The organism is Janthinobacterium sp. P210005 (assembly GCF_036231865.1).
In the GTDB taxonomy this organism is placed as follows: Bacteria; Pseudomonadota; Gammaproteobacteria; order Burkholderiales; family Burkholderiaceae_D; genus Janthinobacterium; species Janthinobacterium kumbetense.
In genome coordinates this window covers 456,528-478,725 of record NZ_JAZARC010000001.1, presented here as the reverse complement: position 1 = coordinate 478,725, position 22,198 = coordinate 456,528, and the positions used below count along the sequence as shown (strand labels likewise).

The 22,198-nt window shown below is 62.1% G+C and carries 13 protein-coding genes and 3 tRNA genes; 3 read left to right on the top strand and 13 right to left on the bottom strand.

The features are described from left to right. Together VPH40_RS01980 and VPH40_RS01975 are read right to left on the bottom strand one after the other, a co-directional pair. Positions 1-2,427, bottom strand: coding sequence for a membrane-bound PQQ-dependent dehydrogenase, glucose/quinate/shikimate family (locus tag VPH40_RS01980; RefSeq protein ID WP_328572478.1), 2,427 nt, complete (start codon positions 2,425-2,427; stop codon positions 1-3). A gap of 307 nt (positions 2,428-2,734) precedes the next feature. Beyond that, positions 2,735-3,787: an NAD(P)-dependent alcohol dehydrogenase gene (locus VPH40_RS01975; RefSeq protein ID WP_152257736.1), complete on the bottom strand. Its 1,053-nt coding sequence runs from the start codon at positions 3,785-3,787 to the stop codon at positions 2,735-2,737. A gap of 179 nt (positions 3,788-3,966) precedes the next feature. On the opposite strand from VPH40_RS01975, the gene VPH40_RS01970 reads away from it, so the two are divergent. Continuing rightward, positions 3,967-4,929, top strand: a complete 963-nt coding sequence (locus VPH40_RS01970) for an AraC family transcriptional regulator (RefSeq protein WP_289905131.1) — start codon at positions 3,967-3,969, stop codon at positions 4,927-4,929. Here the strand turns inward: VPH40_RS01970 and VPH40_RS01965 are convergent. Next, a complete protein-coding gene (locus VPH40_RS01965; RefSeq protein ID WP_328572477.1) occupies positions 4,911-8,483 on the bottom strand; it encodes a hydantoinase B/oxoprolinase family protein in 3,573 nt (1,190 codons plus the stop codon). The two genes, VPH40_RS01970 and VPH40_RS01965, sit on opposite strands and share 19 nt — an antisense overlap. A 133-nt stretch (positions 8,484-8,616) precedes the next feature. Here VPH40_RS01965 and VPH40_RS01960 point away from each other — a divergent pair, with 133 nt between their 5' ends. Continuing rightward, on the top strand, positions 8,617-10,161 hold the full coding sequence (locus VPH40_RS01960) for an NAD(P)H-hydrate dehydratase (protein WP_328572476.1): 1,545 nt from the start codon (positions 8,617-8,619) through the stop codon (positions 10,159-10,161). 118 nt (positions 10,162-10,279) lie between these two features. On the opposite strand, the gene VPH40_RS01955 is transcribed toward VPH40_RS01960, so the two are convergent. Then, complete coding sequence (locus VPH40_RS01955) at positions 10,280-11,041, bottom strand: ABC transporter ATP-binding protein (RefSeq protein ID WP_435526470.1); 762 nt, start codon at positions 11,039-11,041, stop codon at positions 10,280-10,282. Between VPH40_RS01955 and VPH40_RS01950 the strand changes: the two genes are divergently transcribed. After that, a complete protein-coding gene (locus tag VPH40_RS01950; RefSeq protein ID WP_285817016.1) occupies positions 11,040-11,729 on the top strand; it encodes an arylesterase in 690 nt (229 codons plus the stop codon). The two genes, VPH40_RS01955 and VPH40_RS01950, sit on opposite strands and share 2 nt — an antisense overlap. Positions 11,730-11,899: 170 nt before the next feature. On the opposite strand, the gene VPH40_RS01945 is transcribed toward VPH40_RS01950, so the two are convergent. The 9 genes from VPH40_RS01945 to VPH40_RS01905 form a co-directional block, all read right to left on the bottom strand. Beyond that, positions 11,900-13,825: a SurA N-terminal domain-containing protein gene (locus VPH40_RS01945; RefSeq protein ID WP_328572475.1), complete on the bottom strand. Its 1,926-nt coding sequence runs from the start codon at positions 13,823-13,825 to the stop codon at positions 11,900-11,902. 411 nt (positions 13,826-14,236) lie between these two features. Beyond that, positions 14,237-14,313, bottom strand: a tRNA-Asp gene (locus tag VPH40_RS01940). A 17-nt stretch (positions 14,314-14,330) separates the two neighbouring features. Continuing rightward, positions 14,331-14,407: transfer RNA gene (locus VPH40_RS01935), tRNA-Asp, on the bottom strand. Positions 14,408-14,531: 124 nt separating this feature from the next. Continuing rightward, the gene (locus tag VPH40_RS01930) at positions 14,532-14,804 is read right to left on the bottom strand and encodes an HU family DNA-binding protein (protein ID WP_010398442.1); all 273 of its coding nucleotides are present in this window, start codon (positions 14,802-14,804) and stop codon (positions 14,532-14,534) included. A gap of 204 nt (positions 14,805-15,008) precedes the next feature. Then, positions 15,009-17,420 carry an endopeptidase La gene (gene lon, locus VPH40_RS01925; protein ID WP_152253936.1) on the bottom strand — a complete coding sequence of 804 codons (2,412 nt, stop codon included), beginning with the start codon at positions 17,418-17,420 and terminating at the stop codon, positions 15,009-15,011. A gap of 276 nt (positions 17,421-17,696) precedes the next feature. Then, positions 17,697-18,965: an ATP-dependent Clp protease ATP-binding subunit ClpX gene (gene clpX, locus VPH40_RS01920; protein ID WP_010398446.1), complete on the bottom strand. Its 1,269-nt coding sequence runs from the start codon at positions 18,963-18,965 to the stop codon at positions 17,697-17,699. A gap of 200 nt (positions 18,966-19,165) precedes the next feature. Further along, on the bottom strand, positions 19,166-19,783 hold the full coding sequence (gene clpP / locus VPH40_RS01915) for an ATP-dependent Clp endopeptidase proteolytic subunit ClpP (protein ID WP_369811567.1): 618 nt from the start codon (positions 19,781-19,783) through the stop codon (positions 19,166-19,168). Between the two features lie 207 nt (positions 19,784-19,990). Beyond that, positions 19,991-21,331 (bottom strand): trigger factor, encoded by a 1,341-nt coding sequence (gene tig, locus VPH40_RS01910; protein WP_251349226.1) that lies wholly within the window; start codon positions 21,329-21,331, stop codon positions 19,991-19,993. Between the two features lie 724 nt (positions 21,332-22,055). After that, a tRNA-Leu gene (locus VPH40_RS01905) sits at positions 22,056-22,138 on the bottom strand. Positions 22,139-22,198 lie beyond the last annotated feature (60 nt).

Sequence of the window (22,198 nt, the reverse complement as noted above, 5' to 3'; positions counted from 1 at the left end):
TTACTGTGTCTTGGGAAGCGCGTATGCTATCACGTAATCTCCCCGGTCCGGGCTCTGGCGGGCGCCGCCCGCCACCACCACGACGTACTGGCGCCCCGACCTGGGCGACACATACGTCATCGGCGTGCCTTGCGACCCCACGGGCATGCGCGCCTTCCACACTTCACGTCCCGTGGCGATGTCCATGGCGCGCAGATAATAATCCTGCGTGCCCGCATAAAACACGAGGCCCGACGCCGTGCTCACGCCGCCGCCCAGGGTGGGCATGCCCAGCGGGATGGGCAGCCGCGCGCGCACGCCGTTGATGACGGCGTCCTGCACCGTGCCGGCCGGACGCTCCCACACTTTCGTGCGCGTCTTCAAATCGATGGCGGCAAACACGCCCCACGGCGGACTTTGGCAAGGTATGCCAAGCGGTGAATTGAAGGCCTTGTGGTCGATGACGAAGGGCGTGCCATCCATCGGATAGGTGCTGCCCACGCCGTGGCCCGACGTCAGCTTGGCCACGTCCACCGTTTCGCGCGGCACCAGCTTGACCACTTGCGGCATGCGGATATCGTTGACGAACATATAGCCATTGCTTTCATCGACGGCCGCGCCGCCCCAGTTGAAGCCGCCGTAGTAGCCCGGATAGATCAAGGTCTCTTGCGTGCTTGGCGCCGTGAACTCCCCTTTGTAATTGAGCTTGCGGAAGCTGATGCGGCACGCCAGCTGGTCGAAGAAGGTGGCGCCCCACATGTCGCGCTCCGTGAGGGTTTCCGCGCCGAGGGCCGGCATGCCGGTGGAATATGGCTGCGTCTTTGCCACCCAGTCGCCGGCCGCATGCTCCTGCGGCACTGGCTTTTCCACCACGTCGGCAATCGGCTTGCCCGTGCGGCGGTCCAGCATGAAGATCTGGCCACGCTTGGTCAGCTGCACCAGCGCGGGAACCTTGCCGCCTTTGCCGTCCGGGACGTCGTACAGGGCCGGCTGCGCGGCCACGTCGTAGTCCCAGATATCATGGTGGACGGTTTGATACGTCCACCGTTCGCGGCCCGTGGCCATGTCGAGGGCGACGATGGCCGACGCGTATTTTTCCGTCAGCGGCGGGCGCTTGCCGCCCCAGAAGTCCGGCTGCTCGTTCCCCGTCGGCAGGTAGACGAGGCCCAGTTCGTCGTCGAAGGCCGGGGTCGACCACATGTTCGGCGTGCTGCGCGTGTAGGTCTGCCCTTCCGGCGGCAGCTTGGTGATGGCCGGATTGCCCAGGTCCCAGGCCCACACCAGTTCCCCCGTGTCGGCGCTGTACGCGCGCACGACGCCCGACGGTTCATCGGTGGAGCGGCCGTCGAAGACCCAGCCGCCGAGGATGATCAGGTTGCGCGCCACCGTGGGCGCGGACGTGTAGGCGTAGTACGGCACGTTCATTTTCACCTTGCCCAGGCCGACGGTGAGGTCGACGGAACCCTTGTCGCCGAAGCCCTCGCACTGCTTGCCCGTCTGCGCGTCGATCTCGATCAGGCGCGCATCCATGGTCACTTGCACGATGCGCTTGGCGCACGCGCTCGCCGCCGGCGCGCCGGCCGCCTGCATGCCCTCGACACGGAACGGCTTTGTCACTTTGGCCGGCTCGTAGTAGCCGACACCGCGGCAGCGGTTCCACGTCTTCGTGTTGGCCGGCTTCGGATCGAAAGTCCAGCGCTCCTTGCCCGTGTCCGCGTCCAGCGCGATGACCTTGCTGGTCGGCGTACACGTATAGAGGGTGTCGCCGATCTGCAGCGGCGTATTCTGCGATTCGGACGCGCCCTCGGCCAGCTCGCCCGTGCGGTAACTCCACGCCACTTGCAGCTGGCCGACATTCTGCTGGTCGATCTGCGTGTACGGCGCGAAGCGCGTGCCTTTCGGCCCATGGCCATAATGCGCCCAGTTGGCGCTGCCGTCATTGACGGGCGTCACGGCATCCTGCTGCGGCTGCGCGGTGGCTTCCAGCACGCCGTGCGGCTGGAACATGGAGGCAAAGCCGGCCACTAGCACGACGGCAAACAGGGCCGCGAAGCCGCGCGACTGGCCGCCGTGGCCACGGCCTGCCAGCCACGGATGCAGCAAGGCGGCCACCAGACCGATGACGAGGAATGGCGCCAAACGCGGCACCATGGGCCAGAAGGCGAAGCCGATTTCCCACACGGCCCACAGCAAGGTCGCCAGCACCAGCGCAGCGACGATGCCACTAGCCAGCGGCTTGCGGCGCCAATACAGCACGCCCGCCAATATTAAACCGAGACCGGCCAGCAGGTAATACCAGGAACCGCCGAGAGTAATCAGTTCGATGCCGCCCGCCGCCAGGGCCAGGCCGGAACATCCGAGAAAAACGCCAAAAACCGCCAGGGCAATGCGCTTGCCCCTGGAGACCGCCGGGATCGCCGTCGCTCCATTCTTTGTTGAAGTGTCCATTTTTTATCCATGACGCCTCCCCTGCCCAGGCCAACACGCCGGGGATGGCTGATTTTTTAAATCTACGTAGTGAAACTGTACTGTACGGTTTCATTTTATGCCGATTTTTGACGCAAGGAAAGAAAAATTGATGTCGGAGCTTGATTTTTGGCGGGGATGGGATGATTTGGTGGGGATCTCGGATTAAGGGGTCAGACCCGATGGGTCTGCCCCCAGCCTTGTGCGTCGCTCGGAGTATCCAATGATGCTCAGGGCTCAGCACCGGAAAAGCTGGGGTCGGACCCGACGGGTCCGACCCCTTGTCAAATTACTCAGCCAGCGATGCCATATCAATTACAAAACGATATCTGACATCGCTTTTCACCACGCGCTCGAACGCCTCATTGATATCCTGGATGCGGATGATCTCGATGTCCGACACGATGTTGTGCTTGCCGCAGAAATCCAGCATTTCCTGGGTTTCCTTGATCGAGCCGATCATGGAGCCGGACAGGCTGCGGCGCGCGCCCACCAGGCCGAAGGCGCTGATCGGCGGCACGGCGCCGTCGGGAATGCCGACGATGACCATGCTGCCATCGACCTTCAGCAGGTTAATGTACTGGTTCCAGTCGATCGAAGCGCCCACGGTGCAGATGATCAGGTCGAAGGTGCCGGCCAGTTTGCTGAACGTTTCCGCGTCGTTGGTGGCGTAGTAGTGATCGGCGCCCAGGCGCAGGCCGTCTTCGCGCTTCGACAGGGTCTGGCTCAGCACCGTCACTTCGGCGCCCATGGCGTGGGCGATCTTCACGCCCATGTGGCCCAGGCCACCCATGCCCAGGATGGCGACCTGCTTGCCGGGGCCGGCCTTCCAGTGGTTCAGCGGCGAGTACAGGGTGATGCCGGCGCACAGCAGCGGCGCGGCCGCGTCCAGCGGCAGGTTGTCGGGAATCGACAGCACATAGCCTTCCTTGACGACGATGCTGTCCGAATAGCCGCCCTGCGTGGCCGTCTTGCCATCGGCTTCCAGGCCATTGTAGGTCTGGATCAGGCCGGGCATATACTGTTCCAGGTCCACGTTACGGGTCTTGCAAGTGGTGCAGGAATCGACGAAGCAGCCCACGCCCACGTGGTCGCCCACCTTGAACTTGCTGACGTTGGCGCCGACGGCCGTGACGACGCCGGCGATTTCATGGCCGGGCACCATCGGGAAGGCGGCGCCGCCCCATTCGTCGCGCGCCTGGTGGATGTCGGAATGGCACACGCCGCAGTATTTGATCGAGATGGCCACGTCGTCTTCGCGCGGGGCGCGGCGCTCGAACGTGAACGGTTGCAGTGCGGAGGTCGGGCCCAGTGCGGCGTAGCCTTTGGCGATGGTGGTCATGAAAACTCCTGTATCTATATGTGTGTAACGAGGGGGAACGCGTGCCATGCATGCGATTGCACAAGTGTGCCCGAGAAGCCGCCCCGCCGTTACCGCGATCCTGCAAGACCTTTGCACGATCCTCCAAATCTGCGTAAGATCAACCCCTGCCCTCCCTCGCCTGACGCATACTGCCACCCATGCCTACCTTACTCCTGCCCCAAGACGAAATCGCCGCCCTGATCAGCCGCCACGCGCCGCGCACGGGCGATTACGCGACGGCCATCGGCAACCTCACCTTCCACCGCCAGTCGTCCGTCACGGAGTCGCTGTTCCATGCGGCGCGCCCCAGCGTGGCCATCATCGCGCAAGGAGCGAAGGACGTCACCCTGGGCACGGAAACCTTCCATTACAGCCGCATGCAGTATCTGCTGACGTCCGTCGACCTGCCGGTGCAGGTGCGCGTGGTGGAAGCGAGCGTGGACAAGCCGCACCTGTGCGTGGTGCTGGGCATCGACATCGCCGACGTGGCCGCGCTGCTCGATAGCGAAAGCGGCGGCGACAGCGCCGCGCAGCAGAAAATCCTGCCCGCCACGCGCGGCATTTCCGTCAGCGACGTGTCGCCCGAGCTGCTCGACGCCATGCTGCGCCTCGTGCGCCTGCTCGACAAACCGGGGGAGATCGCCGCGCTGGCCCCCTTGATCCGCCGCGAGCTGACCTACCGCCTGCTCAATGGCCCCGTGGGTGCGCGCCTGCGCCACATGGCGCTGGCCAGCAGCCAGTCGCACCAGGTGGGGCAAGCCATCGACTGGATCAAGCACCATTACGCGCAGCCGCTGCGCATCGAGCACCTGGCCGGCATGGCGAACATGAGCATGTCGTCGCTGCACCACCACTTCAAGGCGATCACCGCCATGACGCCGATGCAGTACCAGAAGCTGCTGCGGCTGCAGGAAGCGCGGCGATTGATGCTGGTCGAGCAGATCGACGCGGGCACGGCCGGCTACCGGGTCGGCTACGCCAGCGAATCGCAGTTCAGCCGCGAATACAGCCGCCAGTTCGGCCGCGCGCCCATGCGCGACGTGGGCCAGGTGCGCGCGCAGCTGAGCGGCGCCGGGGCCGCCAGCGCCAGTGCCGACCTGGCCTATTCCGTCTTGCCGTAGCCGCCGCCGCCCGGCGTTTCGATGACGAACACGTCGCCCGCCCGCATGTCCGTCTTGCCGATATGCGCCAGGTGCTCGATGCTGCCGTCAGCCCGTTCCACGTAGTTGCGCCCCAGCGCGCCCGCCTCGCCGCCTGCCATGCCGAACGGCGGAATCATCCGGTTGTTCGACAGGATCGCCGCCGTCATCGGCTCCAGGAAGCGCACCCGGCGCACGCCGCCATTGCCGCCATGCCAGCACCCCGCCCCACCCGAACCTGGGCGGATGCTGTAGCTGTCCAGGCGCACGGGAAAGCGCCACTCGAGGATTTCCGGGTCCGTCAGGCGCGAATTGGTCATGTTCGTCTGCACCACGTCCGTGCCGTCGAAGCCGGGGCCGGCGCCCGAGCCGCCCGATATCGTCTCGTAATACTGGTATTTGGCGCTGCCGAACGTGAAATTGTTCATCGTCCCCTGCGAGGCGGCCATGGCCCCCAGCGCGCCATACAGGGCGTTGGTGATGCAGGTCGAGGTTTCCACGTTGCCCGAAACGACGGAAGCCGGATACCGCGGGTTGAGCATGGAGCCAGGCGGGATGATCACGGTCAAAGGCTTCAGACAGCCGGCATTCAGGGGAATCTCGTCGTCGACAAGGGTGCGGAACACATACAGCACGGCCGCCATGCAGACGGCGGACGGCGCATTGAAGTTGTTCGGCAGCTGGCTTGAGGTACCCGTGAAATCGATGATGGCGCTGCGCCGCGCCACGTCGACCTTGATCGCCACCTGGATGCGCGCGCCGTTGTCCAGGTCCAGCGCGTAGCTGCCATCCTTCAGCGTCGTGATGACCCGGCGCACGGCTTCCTCGGCATTGTCCTGCACGTGGCCCATGTAGGCTTGCACCACGGCCAAGCCGAAATGCGCGACCATGTTATGCAGTTCGTCGGCCCCCTTCTGGTTGGCCGCCACCTGGGCGCGCAGGTCGGCCAGGTTTTGCCGCGGATTGCGGGCCGGCCAGCTGGCGCCCGCCAGCAGGGACAGTGTTTCCGCCTCGCGCATCACGCCCGTGGCGCCGTCGACCAGCTTGAAATTGTCGATCAATACGCCCTCTTCCTCGATGCGCGTGGAGTCCGGCGGCATGGATCCGGGCGTCGTGCCGCCGATGTCCGCATGGTGGCCGCGCGAGCCCACGTAGAACAGGATGGATTCTCCCTTTTCATCGAAGACGGGAGAAATCACCGTCACATCGGGCAGATGCGTGCCGCCGTGATACGGGTCGTTCAGCATGAAGACGTCGCCCGGCCGCATGGCGCCCGCATTGCGCGTCATGACGGTGCGGATGCTCTCGCCCATGGAACCGAGGTGCACGGGCATGTGCGGCGCATTGGCGATCAAGTGGCCTTGCGCATCGAAGATGGCGCAGCTGAAATCGAGCCGCTCCTTGATGTTGACGGAATGGGCCGTATTTTGCAGGCGCAGGCCCATCTGCTCGGCGATCGACATGAACAGGTTGTTGAAAATTTCCAGCATCACGGGGTCGGCATCAGTCCCGATGGCGCGCCGCTCCGGCAAGGCGGCGACTCTGCGCAAGATCAAATGGCCGTGCGCCGTCACTTGCGCGCGCCAGCCCGGCTCGATCACGGTGGTGGCGTTGGCGTCGCTGACGATGGCCGGGCCGTCGATGGCATCACCCGGGCGCAGACTGTCCGCCGCATACAGGCCGCTATCGCGCCATGCACCGGCGCAGTAGATCTGCACCGTTTGCACGGGCGCCAGCGCGCCAGCGCGCGTCGCATACGCCGGCGCGGCCGGCTGCGGCGCATCGGATGCGCCGAGGGCTTCCACGGAAATGGCTTCGACGATCAAGGCGCGCGCCGGCATCAGGAAGGAAAAGCGTTTTTTGTACGCCGCTTCGAACTGCGCCTGCATGCTGGCCACCGTATCGAACAGCACGACGAGGGCCGAATCCGTGCCTTCGTAGCGCAGGTGCACGCGGTGCACGAGCGCGATGCGCTCGCCAGCCACGCCCTGGCGCAGCAAGTCGCCCCGCGCCTGCTCTCCCAGTGCGGCGAAATCGCGCGCCAGGTCGGCCCCCAGTGTCGCTTCGATGGCCCGTTCGCGCATGGCGCTCTGGTCGGCCAGGCCCATGCCGTAGGCCGACATCACGCCCGCCAGGCTGTGGATGAACACCGTGCGCATGCCCAGCGCGTCGGCCACCAGGCAGGCATGCTGGCCACCCGCGCCGCCAAAGCTGGTGAGCGTATATTCCGTGACGTCGTGGCCTCGCTGCACGGAAATCTGCTTGATGGCGTTGGCCATATTGCCCACGGCGATGGCGACATAGCCTTCGGCCACTTCTTCCGGCGTGGCATTGACCGTGCGCGCCAGCGCCTCGAACTGGGCGCGCACCGTGGCCGCGTCCAGCGCTTCATCGGCATCGGGGCCGAAGACGCGGGGGAAGAACGCGGGCTGCAGCTTGCCCAGCATGACGTTGCAGTCGGTGACGGCCAGCGGGCCGCCGCGCCGGTAGCTGGCGGGGCCCGGATTGGCGCCCGCGCTGTCCGGCCCCACCTTGTAGCGGGCGCCGTCGAAATGCAGCAGGGAGCCGCCGCCCGCGGCCACGGTGTGGATGCTCATCATCGGCGCGCGCATGCGCACGCCGGCGATCTGCGTCTCGAACACGCGTTCGAACTCGCCCGCGTAATGCGACACGTCCGTCGAAGTGCCGCCCATGTCGAAGCCGATGACCTTGTCGAAACCGGCCAGCGCGCTGGCGCGCACCATGCCGACGATGCCGCCGGCAGGACCGGACAAGATGCTGTCCTTGCCCTGGAAGGCGCGCGCATCCGTCAAGCCGCCGTTCGACTGCATGAATTGCAGGTGCACGCCGGGCAGCTCCATCGCCAGCTGGTCGACATAGCGGCGCAGGATCGGCGACAGATAGGCGTCGACCACGGTGGTGTCGCCGCGCGCCACCAGTTTCATCATGGGGCTGACCTCATACGACACGGACACCTGCGTAAAACCGGCTTCGCGCGCCAGCTGCGCCACCCGCGCCTCGTGCGCGTGATGGCGGTAGCCGTGCATCAGCACGATGGCGATGGCGCGCACGCCGCGCGCATGGGCTTGCGCCAGCGCGGCCTGCGCGGCCGCCTCGTCGAGCGGCGTGACGACGTCGCCGTGGGCGCCCACCCTTTCATCGATCTCGATCACGTCACCATACAGCAGTTCGGGCAGGATGATCTTGCGCGCGAACAATTGCGGACGGTTCTGGTAGGCGATGCGCAAGGCGTCGCGAAAACCCCGCGTGATGGCCAGCACGGTGGGCTCGCCCTTGCGTTCGAGCAGCGCATTCGTGGCGACCGTCGTGCCCATCTTGATGGCGCCCACCTGCTCCACGGGCAGCGGCGCACCGGGCGCAAGGCCCATCAGCCGGCGCATGCCGGCCAGCGCCGCGTCGCGGTACTGGCCCGGATTTTCCGACAGCAGCTTGCAGGTGGCCAGGCTGCCATCGGGACGGCGCGCCACGATGTCCGTAAAGGTGCCGCCACGGTCGATCCAGAATTGCCAGTCCATCGCCTTGCCCCCCGCGCTTATGTGAGATGGCTATTGTAGCCGCCAAACGGGGGCGCATTTCAGGCGTGCGCGCCTTGCCTTTCGCCCGCATCGGCCTTATGTTGAAGACATGCTGACTAACGGAACACGCTCCATGCCCCTGATCGACTCTGCAACACCGCTGTACTCCATCGCCGAACTGCGCGCCATCGAACAGGCGGCCATGCAAGACCTGCCGCAAGGGCTGCTGATGCAGCGCGCGGGCCAGGCCGCCGCCAGTGCCGCCCTGAAGCTGCTGCACGCCCAGGAAGAAGGCGGCGATGCGGGCCACCGGCGCGTACTGGTGCTGGCCGGCCCCGGCGACAACGGCGGCGACGCGCTGGAAGCGGCCGCGCACCTGGCCGGCAGCGGCACCGAGGTGCTCGTCTGGCTGGCGCCCGCGGCGCAAGCCACGTCGCCCGAGCGCGAACAGGCGCTGAGCCGCGCGCGCAACAGCGCCGCGCGCTGCATGGATGCGGCAACCAGCACGGCGTCGGCCGCCGTGGGCGCCGCGCCCTGGCACCTCGTCATCGATGGCCTGTTCGGCATCGGCGCATCGCGTCCCCTGGACGGCGAATGCCGCGACGTGGTCCATCTGGTGAACCAGCTCGATTGCCCCGTGCTGGCGCTCGACGTGCCCAGCGGCCTGCACGCGGACACGGGCGCCATCGACGGCGTCGCCATCCGCGCCACGCATACGCTCACCTTCATCGGCGACAAGCCTGGCCTGCACACGGCAAATGGCCGCGACCATGCGGGCGTAGTGGAAGTGGCCGCGCTGGCCATCGATCCCGCCCTGCTGCTGCCGGCGAAGGCGCAGCTGGGCGGCCTGCACCTGTTCGCCCGCCAGCTGCAGCCGCGCCGGCAAAACACGCACAAGGGCAGCTACGGCAGCGTGGCCATCATCGGCGGTGCGCAAGGCATGGCCGGCGCGCCCATCCTGGCCGCCCGCACGGCCCTGCACGCGGGCGCGGGACGGGTGTATCTCGCCTTTCCCGACGCGCCGCCCGCGTTCGACAGCGGCCAGCCGGAACTCATGTGCTGGCACGCCCGGGACGTGGATTTCTCCGGCCTGCACTTCGCCGCGCTGGTGGCGGGCCCCGGCCTCGGCGACAAGGCCGGCACGGTGGAGCTGCTGCTGCGGGCGTTCGACAGCGACAGCCCCCTGCTGCTGGACGCCGATGCGCTGAACCTGATGGCGGCTGAGCCGGAACTGCAATCGGCGCTGGCCGTGCGCACGGGTGCGGGGGCGACGATATTGACCCCGCATCCGCTGGAAGCGGCGCGCCTGCTCGACATGACGGTGACCGAAGTGCAAGCCGACCGCCTGGGCGCGGCGCGCCAGCTGGCCACGCAGCTGGGCGTCATCGTCGTCTTGAAAGGGTCGGGCACGGTGATCGCCGCGCAGGATGGCAGCGTCGTCATCAACAACACGGGCGGCCCTGCGCTGGCGACGGCCGGCACGGGCGACGTCCTGGCGGGCCTGTGCGGCAGCCTGCTGGCGCAGGGCTGGCCGGAATGGGAAGCGGCGCTGGGCGCCGTCTGGCTGCACGGCGCGGCGGCCGATGCGCTGGTGGCCGCAGGCAGCGGCCCCATCGGGCTGACGGCGGGGGAATTGATCCCGGCCATCCGCAAGTTGATCAATGCCTTGTCGGCATAAGCGTATGGCGTGGGAGTGTTGGATTACGCTGCGCTAATCCAAGCTACGGCTGCGATGATGGCAGGCAAGTAAGTCGGATTAGCGCGTCAGCGCGTAATCCGACAATCAGCAGCACCAATCACACCAGCCTGCCCGCCGCAATCGTAATCGTGCGCCCGCAGCGCGCCGCAATCGAGCTGTCGTGCGTGACGAGCACGAGGGTCGAGCCCCGCTCGCGGTTCAGCTCGAACATCAGCTGGATCACGGCTTCGCCCGTGGCGGCATCCAGGCTGCCCGTCGGCTCGTCGGCGAACAGCAGGGGCGGCTCCGTGACGAAGGCGCGGGCCAGCGCCACGCGCTGCTGCTCGCCGCCGGACAGGTATTTCGGATAGTGTTTCAGGCGGCTGCCCAGGTTGACTCTTCCCAGCATGGCTTGCGCCTTTTCCTTCGCGTCCGGGTCGCCGCGCAATTCCAGCGGCAGCATGACGTTTTCCAGCGCCGTCAGATGGGCCAGCAGCTGGAAGGACTGGAACACGAAGCCGAGCTTTTCCTTGCGGAAACCGGCGCGGCCATCTTCGTCGAGGGCGAAGATATCGGTGCCGTCGAGCATGACCTTGCCCTCGCTGGGCGTGTCCAGGCCGGCCAGCAAGCCCAATAAAGTGGACTTGCCGGAACCGGAAGCGCCGACGATGGCCAGCGTCTCGGCCGTTTGCACGGTAAAATCGACGCGATGCAGGATGGTCAGCTCACCATCGGCATCGGGTACGCGCTTGGCCAGCTGGACCACTTCGATGGCCGGCCGGGCATTTTGGCTGTTTTGACTGTTAGGTGCGGCAGGCCGCTGGGCGGCCGCGTCGGACGGGAGAAAACTGGTGGAAGTCGCTTTAGGGAATTCGGGCATGCTGATCTATCTTAAGAAATTTCGTGAACAAATAAGTGTCGAGGGCGGCAACCGCCTGCGGCGGCGCACCCTGTCCTTGCTTCCTGCGGCAGCCCTGCTCCTGGTGTCAGGCATGACGAACGCCTATTCTGCACCAAAAACGCTGCTGGTGCTCGGCGATAGCCTGTCGGCCGAGTACGGGTTGGCGCGGGGCACGGGCTGGGTGGCGCTGCTGGAACAGCGGCTGCAAGCGCAAAAGAACGACACGCGCATCGTCAACGCCAGCATCAGCGGCGAGACCACCAGCGGCGGCCGCGCGCGCCTGCCCGCCCTGCTGGCCAAGCACCAGCCCGACGTCGTGCTGATCGAACTGGGCGCCAACGACGGCTTGCGCGGCTTGCCCGTGGCGGCCGCCGAAGCAAATCTGCGCGCCATGGGAGAGGCGGCCAGGAAATCGGGCGCGCAGGTGGTGCTGGTGGGCATGCGCATGCCGCCCAACTATGGCCGCGCCTACGGCGAGCAGTTCTATGGCGTGTACGGCAAGCTGGCAAAGGAATGGAAGGCGCCTTTGGTCCCCTTCATGTTCGAAGGCATCGCCGACCAGCCGCAGCTGTTCCAGGCCGACCGCATGCATCCGAATGCCAAGGCGCATCCGACGATTTTGAAAAACATCTGGCCGCAACTGGCGCCGTTGCTGAAAGCCAAGTAAGCCAGTTGTTGACGTTACCTCTAGCCCGAGGCAAAAATCCGGGGTCAGACCCGGCGGGTCTGACCCCAGCTCTACGCTGATGGTCATGCTCAGTTCATTGGCACGCACATTCCGCAGACAAAAAAAATAGCCGCTCGAAAGCGGCTATTTTTATGCGTGGAAACTAAATCTTACGGTGCTTCCGGCGCTGCGACGGCTGGGGCGGTGAGCGGTTTGACGATCTTCACCTTGGCCTTGGCTTTCAGGTACTCGACGTAATCGAACATTTCCTGTTGCGCCAGGATGCCGCCGATCTGGTCTTTCTCTTGCTGGCGGCGCGCCGCGTCCACTTGCGCCGGCTGCTGCACCTTGCCGATGCGGTAGATGCCGTAGCCCAGGGCTGGCAGGTCCACGCCCACATAGGCTGGCAGCTTGCTCGTGTCCGCTTTCATGACTTGCGCGATGGCGGCACGGTTGATACCGTCCAGCTTGCTGCGCGATACCCATTGCGCCGCGCCGAAGCCCGTCGCATCGCCCGACGCCTTCAAGGCAGCCAGCTTGGTCTCGCCCGCCTTCTTGGCCAGCTTTTCCGCTTCTTCCAGGGTCACGCGCTGACGGATCATCGCTTCGACTTCGGCCAGCGGACGCTTCGTTGCCGGCTTGAATTCCACCACGCGGCCAGCGATCAGCACGTTAGGTGCGACGGTCACGGCTTCCGTGTTGCGCTTGTCTTTCAGCGAATCGTTCGAGAAGATGGCGGCCAGGAACTTGGCGTTGTTGAACGGCGCCTTGCCCAGTGCCGGCGACGGCGTGCGCGACAGGTTGGCAACGCTTTCCACTTTCAGTTTCAGCTTGTCGGCCACCGGCTTCAGGCTGTCCGATTGCTCGTAGACCGTGTTGGTAAACGTTTCCGCCATTTCCGAGTATTTCTTGGCAGCAAATTGCTTGCGCAGGTCGGCCGTGATTTCGCCGCGCACTTCATCGAGCGCACGCACGTGCTGCGGCTTGAGCGAGGTGACGGTCAGGATGTGGAAGCCGAAATCGGAAGCGACGACATCGCTGATTTCGCCTTGCTTGAGTTTCGAAACAGCGCTCAGCAGCGGTGCCGGCAAGCCATCCTTGCCGATCACGCCCAGGTCGCCGCCCTGTTCCGCGGAGGCCGGATCTTCCGACTTGGCTTTCGCCACGGCGGCAAAGCTGGCAGGCGCCTTGCGCACGTCAGCCAGGATGGCTTCAGCCTTGGCCTTGGCGGCTGCCTTGTCGGCGGCCGAGGCGTCTTTCTTGACGGCTACGAGGATGTGGCTGGCCTGGCGCGCTTCTTCCGTCGTGTAGGCTTTCTGGTTCTTCGCGTAGTAGCCGGTCACGTCGGCGTCTGTCACGTCGACTTGCTCGCCGGCGGCGCTGTCGTCCAGCACGACGTATTCGATCTTGGCTTGTTCCGGGATTTCGAAGAACTTGCTGTTCTTGTCATAGAACGCCTTGATCATGGCGTCCGTCACTTTGACTTCCGACACGTACTGGGCGATCGGCAACAGCAGTTCCTGCACTTCACGCTCTTCCGAGGTGATGTCGGACAGGCGCTTGGACACGGTGTTCGGCGCGAAGGCGGTGCCTTGCACGGCGCCGGCCAGTTGCTGCAGGGCCAGGTCGCTGCGGCGACGCGCATCGTACATCTGCGGCGTCATGCCCTGGGCAGCCAGCATGGCCTTGTAGCGTTCCAGGTCGAATTTACCGTCCGGCAAGGTCAAGCCTGGGATTTCCAGCACTTCCTTTTGCAGCACGGCATCGCTGATGACGAGGTGGCTACGGCCCACTTCGGCGGCCACGGCGCGCTCGGCGATCAGGTTGTCGAGGATGCTCTGGCGCGCTTCCGGCGTGTCAAACATTTTTTGGTCGAACTGCTCGCCCATCATCTGGCGGTAGCGGTCGATCTGCTGGCGTTGCGCTTCTTCATATTGCTGCTGCGTAACGACCTGGTCGCCGACCTTGGCGATGGTGTTCGCGCCATCGCCGAAGCTTTGGTAGCCGCTGATACCGACCAGTGCAAAAGACGGGACGATGACCAGCATCAGGAGAAACTGCATCAAGCGTCGATGGGTACGAATAAATTCAAACATGGTCAGCCAATTCGGGATGAGTGGATCACTATAAAAAAAGGCGAACATGCGTTCGCCTTGATTTCTTCGGCGGAATGGACGGGACAGATGTCCACTTCCCCTTTAGATTCAACAACTTGGCGCTGGAACTAAAGCAGGATTCTGACGCCCAAGCCATTATCTCCTGATTCTACAATGCCCATAGCGCTATAGCAAGAGTAAATCAGGGCGCGCGCCCTGCCCTGGCGCCGCCTGGATGGCAAGGCGCCGGACTCGGGCATTTAACCCGACGCAGCTTAAAGGGGATTTAAACGCCGGCGTTTTTATTCAACACGGCAGGCGGGAATTTTAAAAAGCAGGCGCGCCGAGATAATCTGGCGCTGGAAAAGAAAAACCCGCGCTACTTATTCAGCAGCGCGGGCTTCTATATTCTGGCGGAGCGGACGGGACTCGAACCCGCGACCCCCGACGTGACAGGCCGGTATTCTAACCAACTGAACTACCACTCCTTAAGAGCGTATTTTTTTGGCGGAGCGGACGGGACTCGAACCCGCGACCTCCGACGTGACAGGCCGGCATTCTAACCAACTGAACTACCACTCCGAAAAATACACAGTACTACTTGCATTTGTATCCAGGATCGCCATTCAAGAACGTCGATCCTGAAATCGCGGCACCAGGAGGCGCCGCCAAATGTTTCCGGTGATTGTCACCTCACCGAAGTCCGTTAGTTTACAGCATCCTTCAAAGCTTTACCAGCTTTAAATTTTGGAACTTTTGCTGCTTCGATCGTGATCGCTTCTTTGGTACGCGGATTGCGGCCGGTACGCTCAGCGCGTTCGCTGACCGAGAAAGTGCCAAAACCAACCAGCGTCACGCTGTCGTTGTTTTTCAAAGTTTCCGTCACGCCGCCGATAACAGCGTCGAGTGCGCGCGCAGCGGCGGCCTTGGAAATGTCAGCTTTTTCAGCAATGTGGTCGATCAATTCAGTCTTGTTCACTAGCATCCCCAATTACAAAGGTATAAAACGTTTACCGTATCGTTGCGGCACTTTTGGCACCACAGCTGTCCGGCGAAAAAAATGTGCAGGCGTATTAAACAAGCCACACTGTATATGTGTCAAGCGCTTTGGGGGCGCAATTCACGTTTCAATATAAAACAAGCGCTCTAAAAGCGCTTGTTTGGGGAAAACAGGGGTAAAACGTTAGTGTTTTACTACCTCGCCGGCCGTGTCAGGCTTGGCCGCGGCGGCCGTGACAGCCTCCACCGCAGCGACGTCCGCCAACGCTTCAGGCATGCGTTCGAGGGCGATTTCCAGCACTTTGTCGATCCAGCGCACCGGCACGATCTCCAGTTTGTTCTTGACGTTGTCCGGAATATCGGCCAGGTCTTTCACGTTTTGCTCTGGAATCAGGACCGTCTTGATGCCGCCGCGATGGGCCGCCAGCAACTTTTCCTTCAAGCCGCCGATCGGCAATACTTCGCCGCGCAAGGTGATCTCGCCCGTCATCGCCACGTCGGCGCGCACGGGAATGCCCGTGAAGACCGACACCATCGCCACCGTCATGGCCGCGCCAGCCGAAGGACCGTCCTTCGGTGTCGCGCCTTCCGGCACGTGGATGTGGATGTCGCTCTTCTCGAACACGTCCGCCTTGATGCCCAGGCGCTGTGCCCGGCTGCGCACCACCGTGCGGGCTGCCTCGATCGACTCTTTCATGACGTCGCCCAGGGTACCCGTGCGGATGATGCCGCCCTTGCCCGGCATCGACACGGCTTCGATGGTCAGCAGATCGCCGCCCACTTCCGTCCATGCCAGACCGACCACCTGGCCTACCTGGTTTTCTTTCTCTGCGACACCGAAATCATAGCGGCGCACGCCAAGGAATTTATCCAGGTTCTTCGAGTTGACGATGACTTTCTTGTCGGATTTCTTCAGCAGCAGCATCTTGACCACCTTGCGGCAGATCTTCGACACTTCCCGCTCGAGCGAACGCACACCGGCTTCCCGCGTGTAGTAGCGGATGATGTCGCGCAGCGCCGACTCGGCCACCGAGATCTCCTCTTCCTTCAAACCATTGTTCTTGATCTGCTTCGGCAGCAGGTAACGCTGCGCGATGCTGGTCTTTTCATCTTCCGTGTAACCGGACAGACGGATCACTTCCATGCGGTCGAGCAAGGCTGGCGGAATGTTGTACGAGTTCGACGTGGCCACGAACATCACGTCGGACAAGTCGAAATCGACTTCGATGTAATGGTCGGAGAACGTGTGGTTCTGTTCCGGGTCGAGCACTTCCAGCAGGGCCGACGACGGGTCGCCACGGAAATCGGCGCCCATCTTGTCGACTTCATCGAGCAGGAACAAGGGATTGCGCACGCCGACTTTCGACAGCGATTGCAATATCTTGCCCGGCATCGAGCCGATGTAGGTGCGGCGGTGGCCGCGGATTTCCGCTTCGTCGCGCACGCCGCCCAGGGCCATGCGCACGAACTTGCGGTTCGTCGCGCGGGCGATGGACTGGCCCAGCGAGGTCTTGCCCACGCCCGGAGGACCGACGAAGCACAGGATAGGCGCCTTGAGCTTGTCGACGCGCTGTTGCACCGCGAGGTATTCCAGGATGCGTTCCTTGACCTTGTCGAGGCCGTAGTGGTCGCCCTCGAGCACTTTTTCAGCGTTCGCCAGGTCGTTATTGACCTTGGATTTCTTTTTCCAAGGCAAGTTGACCAGAGTGTCGATGTAGTTGCGCACGACGGTGGCTTCGGCCGACATCGGCGACATCAGCTTGAGTTTTTTCAACTCGTTGGTAGCCTTGTCGAGCGCTTCCTTCGGCATTTTGGCCGAAGCGACTTTTTTCTCCAGCTCGTCGAGGTCGGCGCCATCTTCGCCCTCGCCCAGTTCTTTCTGGATCGCCTTGACTTGCTCGTTCAGGTAGTACTCGCGCTGCGATTTTTCCATCTGGCGCTTCACGCGGCCGCGGATGCGCTTTTCCACCTGCAGGATGTCGAGTTCGCCTTCGAGCTGGCCCAGCAGGTGCTCGAGGCGCTTGGCCACGCTGAAAATTTCCAGGATGACTTGTTTTTGCTCAAGTTTCAGCGGCAAGTGCGCGGCCACCGTGTCGGCCAGGCGGCCGGCATCGTCGATGCCCGACAGGGAAGCGAGGATTTCCGGCGGGATTTTTTTGTTGAGTTTGACGTACTGGTCGAACTGCTGCACGATCGCCCGGCGCATGGCTTCGACTTCCGACTCGTCGCCCGGCTCGGACTCGAGCGGCGTCAGGTCGGCGATGAAGTGCGTCGGGGCATCGCTGATGTGGTTGATACGGGCACGCTGCGCGCCTTCGACCAGCACCTTGACGGTGCCATCGGGCAGCTTCAGCATTTGCAGAATATTGGCAACGCAGCCAATTTCATAGATATCCGAAGGAGACGGCTCGTCCTTCGCGGCTGCTTTTTGAGCGGCAAGCATGATGCTCTTGCCCTGCTCCATCGCAGCTTCCAGCGCCTTGATCGACTTTGGACGGCCAACGAACAGCGGTATCACCATATGCGGGAAAACGACGACATCCCGCAACGGCAATAACGGCAGTTGAGTTTGCTCAGTTAATTTGGAAGTTGTCATGGCGTACCTTATAGAAAGCGTGTTTACGATGTTGGCGCTCGCTGCCAAAACACAAGACCGGCGAGAATAAATAATTCTGTGAAACAAACATTTTTCTGTTTATTTCGCAAAACACACCCGCATGACGGTAATAAATGCAGTTTTCACAGTAAAAAAGCCACGCGCAGCTAAGCGCCGCGAGTGGCTTTCCGATTGAAGCCTGCACTCATTGATTTAAATTGTACTGCCATGCATTAAGGAATCAAAACCCTTTTTATGCATTTGTCTCGGCAGTTTTCAATTTTCTCCGGAGGCTTTGGCAGTCTCTTGATAAATCAACAAAGGTTTGGCGCCGCTGGTGATGGTATTTTCGTCGATGACGACCTTCACCACATTTTGTTCGCTCGGCAGTTCGTACATGACGTCCAGCAAAGCATGTTCCAGGATGGAACGCAGGCCACGGGCACCGGTCTTGCGCGCCAGCGCTTTCTTGGCGATCGCATGCAGGGCGGCCGGACGAATCTCCAGTTCCGCGCCTTCCATCTCGAGCAGCTTCGAATACTGCTTGATCAGCGCATTCTTCGGCTCGACGAGGATCTGGATCAGCGCCTCTTCCGTCAATTCCGCCAGGGTGGCGATGACGGGCAGACGACCCACCAGTTCCGGGATCAGGCCGAATTTCACCAGGTCTTCCGGCTCCGCTTGCAGCATCAGTTCGCTGGCCGAGCTTTGCGACTTGCTGCGCACCGTGGCCGAGAAGCCGATGCCGCTCTTTTCGGAACGGTTGGCGATCACTTTCGACAGGCCGTCGAAGGCGCCGCCGCAGATGAACATGATGTTGGTCGTGTCGATCTGCACGAAATCCTGGTTCGGATGCTTGCGGCCGCCTTGTGGCGGCACGGAAGCCATCGTGCCTTCGATGAGTTTCAGCAAGGCTTGCTGCACGCCCTCGCCCGACACGTCGCGCGTGATGGACGGATTGTCGGACTTGCGCGAAATCTTGTCGATTTCATCGATGTAGACGATGCCGCGCTGGGCTTTCTCGACGTCATAGTTGCAGCTTTGCAGCAGCTTCTGGATGATGTTTTCCACGTCTTCACCCACGTAACCGGCTTCGGTCAGGGTGGTGGCGTCGGCGATCACGAACGGCACGTTGAGCATGCGCGCCAGAGTCTGTGCCAGCAGGGTCTTGCCCGAGCCGGTAGGACCGACCAGCAAGATGTTGCTCTTGGCCAGTTCGATGTCGTCTTTCTTGCCCAGATGCTTGAGGCGTTTGTAATGGTTGTACACCGCCACCGACAGGATGCGCTTGGCAGTCTGCTGGCCGATCACGTACTGATCGAGCAAGGCGGCAATTTCTTGCGGCGTCGGCAGGTCGGATTTGGTACCGGTCACCGTCTCGATGCTCGACGTTTCATCACGGATGATGTCGTTGCACAGGTCGATGCACTCGTCGCAAATGAACACGGACGGGCCGGCGATGAGTTTCTTCACCTCGTGCTGGCTTTTGCCGCAGAACGAGCAATACAGTAATTTTTCGCCGCTAGAGGATTTTTTGTCTGACATAAGGCATTTTGGTTGGAACTGCATTAACAATATTGCAAAATCGCAAGCCGGATGATGGTTGCCGCCCGTTAAGGCAACTCCCCATGGCGCAAGTCAACAACGTGCACAAGCTCCATGCTACCCGAAATAAAAGCGAAACGCCCGAACGTTTGAGCGCCCGGGCGTTTACTTACGTACTTAGCAATACCGGTAGGGGCTCATCAAGCGCGGCTGGTCAACACTTTGTCGATCAAACCATACTCAACGGCCTCGTCGGCGGACATGAAACGGTCACGGTCGGTGTCCTTGGCGATCTGTTCGATCGTCTGGCCCGTGCGCTCGGCCATGATGCCGTTCAAGCGGGTGCGCAGGTAAAGGATTTCCTTCGCCTGGATCTCGATGTCGGACGCCATGCCTTGCGAACCACCGGACGGCTGGTGAATCATGATGCGCGAGTTCGGCAGCGAGAAACGCTTGCCCTTGGCGCCAGCGGCCAGCAGGAAAGCGCCCATCGAAGCAGCCATGCCCGTGCACAGGGTCGAGACGTCCGGCTTGATGAACTGCATGGTGTCGTAGATGGCCATGCCGGCCGAGACCGAACCACCTGGCGAGTTGATGTAGAGCGAGATTTCCTTTTCCGGATTTTCGCTTTCCAGGAACAGCAGCTGGGCGACAACCAGGTTGGCCATCTGGTCATTGACCGGGCCGACCATGAAAATCAAGCGTTCCTTCAGCAAGCGCGAGTAAATATCATACGAGCGCTCGCCGCGACCGCTTTGTTCCACCACCATCGGCACCAGGCCGAGCATCTCTGTGTCCAGCGCTGGGTTACGGTTCATACCTGTCATTTCATTTCCTTGTGAAGCAGTTAGGGGATGCTACCACCACCTTGGAACACCTGACAAAACCTACTGCGCGTCGCGATTTGCGGCCTCCGATGCTCACTGTGCATTCGCACAGCTCCGCTTCTCAGCCACAACTCCCATCCGCTCGCTACGGTTTTATCAGGTGTTAAAAGCGATCATGGCATCCCAATACCAACTGGTTTACGCTTGTGCGTTGCTTCCCATCAGTTCGTCGAAAGCAACTGCTTTCGTCGTGACTTTCGACAGGCCCAACACGTAAGTGACGACGTTTTCTTCCAATACAAGGGCTTCGATCTCACCCAGACGACGACGATCGCTGTAGTAGTACTTCAGCACTTCGCGTGGATCTTCGTAGCTTTGAGCGAAATCTTCGATTTGCGCCTTGACTTGCTCAGGCGTAGCTTGCAGCTTGTTGTCACCCACCAGTTGCGACAGGATCAGGCCCAGGCGTACGCGACGCTCGGCTTTGTCTGCGAACAGTTCTGCTGGGAAAGGCACGTCCTTGACGTTCATGCCGCGCTGCGCCATGTCCTGGCGGGTCATTTCAGCCAGGCGCTCGGAATCCTGAGCGATCAGCGTTTTTGGCACTTCCAGCTCAGCAACTTTGATCAGCGCGTCCATGACGGCTTCCTTGTTGCGTGCTTTCACGCGGCCAGCGACTTCGCGCTGCAGGTTGACTTTGATGTCTTCGCGCATTTTGGCCAGGTCGCCATCGGCAACGCCCAGCGATTTGGCGAATTCAGCATCGACTTCCGGCAGGTGCGCCCATTCCAGCTTTTGCAGGGTAATGGTGAACGAAGCGGTTTTGCCGGCTACGTCCTTGCCGTGGTAGTCATCAGGGAACGACAATGGGAAAGTCTTCGACTCGCCCACTTTCAGGCCCAGGGTTGCTGCTTCGAATTCTGGCAGCATGCGGCCTTCGCCCAGCACGAAAGCGTAGCCTTCAGCTTTGCCGCCCGGGAATTCAACGCCGTCGATCGAGCCGACGAAGTCGACGGTCACGCGGTCGCCGTTGGCAGCGATCGGCTCACCGCCGTCGCCGTGTTCGCCAGCTTCGCCCTTGGTGTGGAAGTGCACGCGCTGCTTGCGCAGGATGTCGATGGTCTTGTCGATCTCGGCTTCCGACACGTCGGCTTGCACGGTTTCGATTTCAACGGCCGTCAGGTCGCCGATGGCGACTTCCGGATACACTTCGAACGTTGCGTCGAAAGCCAGCTGGCCTTCGGCTGCTTCTTCTTTCGGCACGATGTTCGGGAAACCGGCCACGCGCAGATTGTTTTCGTTGGCGGCGTCGTTGAACGCGCGGCCGACTTTGTCATTCAGCACTTCGGATTCAATTTGGTAGCCGTATTGTGCTGCGACCATTTTCAACGGCACTTTGCCCGGACGGAAGCCCGGTGCCTTAGCCGTACGGGCTTGCACTTTCAGGCGCTTCTCAACTTCCGTGCGGACGTCCGTCAGCGGGAAGGAGATCGTGATACGACGTTCGAGTTTGCCCAAGGTTTCGACTGCAGTTGCCATGTAAAAAATCGTCCAAAAAATAAACACTGTTGGTGCGAGAAAAGAAGACCCGACCCCTTGCGCCATCACTGGCGGCAAGACATGGGTCCAGCTTCACTCGCTCGCATATATCATCTGTAAAAGTACTGCAAACAGGACAATGGACCTGGTCTACCCGGCTGAGGGAAAACCCGCACCAGGCACCAAACAATCCGCCGCTTCCAGTACTGCGACAGGGCTCCGAGCGTCCAGCCTTGCTTCTAAGTAAATGCAGGGCCGGCCATCATTCGGTAAAGCGTGGCATTATAACAAAGGACTTCGGGAAAGTGGCTGGCTTTGCAGCCCGGCCACAGAGGATACCAGCGGCGGCGAACGAGTCGCCACAGCCTGGGGGTGCCCTGTCTTTACTCTTGCCCCGGCATTCTTTGTTTCGCCAGAGACAGGCTTTCCAGCCTGCTTCGTTCATTAGTATATGCGAACTGGCGCCCCGTCCGAAACAAAGAAATGCGCTCATAGCGAAGATTTCGGGCAAAAAACCTTTGATTTATCTCAATTTGGCCATTTTTCAGGTAAATCGCCGCCCATACCCCGCCCTATCCTGCCGTGCCGGACGAAAAATAGCGCGATGGAAGACGCATCCCATGACGAAAACACGGGAAGAACGGGAAGAAAAACAGGAAGATGCCTGCACGAGGCTGAAGAACAACTTGATGGTGCTGCACGTCCGGGCTGGAACAACCCGGATTGGTGCGGATGGGGAGACTCGAACTCCCAAGCCGAAGCACTGGCTTCTAAGACCAGCGTGTCTACCAATTCCACCACATCCGCATTTTTTCACTACCAGCAACAGACTGCCGCCGCGCAGACTGTCGTCTGCGCCTCCCTGAT

Excerpts from the sequence above, each read along its gene's own strand:
- VPH40_RS01980 (WP_328572478.1), bottom strand. The coding sequence starts at position 2,427 with ATGGACACTTCAACAAAGAATGGAGCGACGGCGATCCCGGCGGTCTCC.
- VPH40_RS01975 (WP_152257736.1), bottom strand. The coding sequence starts at position 3,787 with ATGACCACCATCGCCAAAGGCTACGCCGCACTGGGCCCGACCTCCGCA.
- VPH40_RS01970 (WP_289905131.1), top strand. The coding sequence starts at position 3,967 with ATGCCTACCTTACTCCTGCCCCAAGACGAAATCGCCGCCCTGATCAGC.
- VPH40_RS01965 (WP_328572477.1), bottom strand. The coding sequence starts at position 8,483 with ATGGACTGGCAATTCTGGATCGACCGTGGCGGCACCTTTACGGACATC.
- VPH40_RS01960 (WP_328572476.1), top strand. The coding sequence starts at position 8,617 with ATGCCCCTGATCGACTCTGCAACACCGCTGTACTCCATCGCCGAACTG.
- VPH40_RS01950 (WP_285817016.1), top strand. The coding sequence starts at position 11,040 with ATGCTGATCTATCTTAAGAAATTTCGTGAACAAATAAGTGTCGAGGGC.
- VPH40_RS01955 (WP_435526470.1), bottom strand. The coding sequence starts at position 11,041 with ATGCCCGAATTCCCTAAAGCGACTTCCACCAGTTTTCTCCCGTCCGAC.
- VPH40_RS01945 (WP_328572475.1), bottom strand. The coding sequence starts at position 13,825 with ATGTTTGAATTTATTCGTACCCATCGACGCTTGATGCAGTTTCTCCTG.
- lon (WP_152253936.1), bottom strand. The coding sequence starts at position 17,420 with ATGACAACTTCCAAATTAACTGAGCAAACTCAACTGCCGTTATTGCCG.
- clpX (WP_010398446.1), bottom strand. The coding sequence starts at position 18,965 with ATGTCAGACAAAAAATCCTCTAGCGGCGAAAAATTACTGTATTGCTCG.
- clpP (WP_369811567.1), bottom strand. The coding sequence starts at position 19,783 with ATGAACCGTAACCCAGCGCTGGACACAGAGATGCTCGGCCTGGTGCCG.
- tig (WP_251349226.1), bottom strand. The coding sequence starts at position 21,331 with ATGGCAACTGCAGTCGAAACCTTGGGCAAACTCGAACGTCGTATCACG.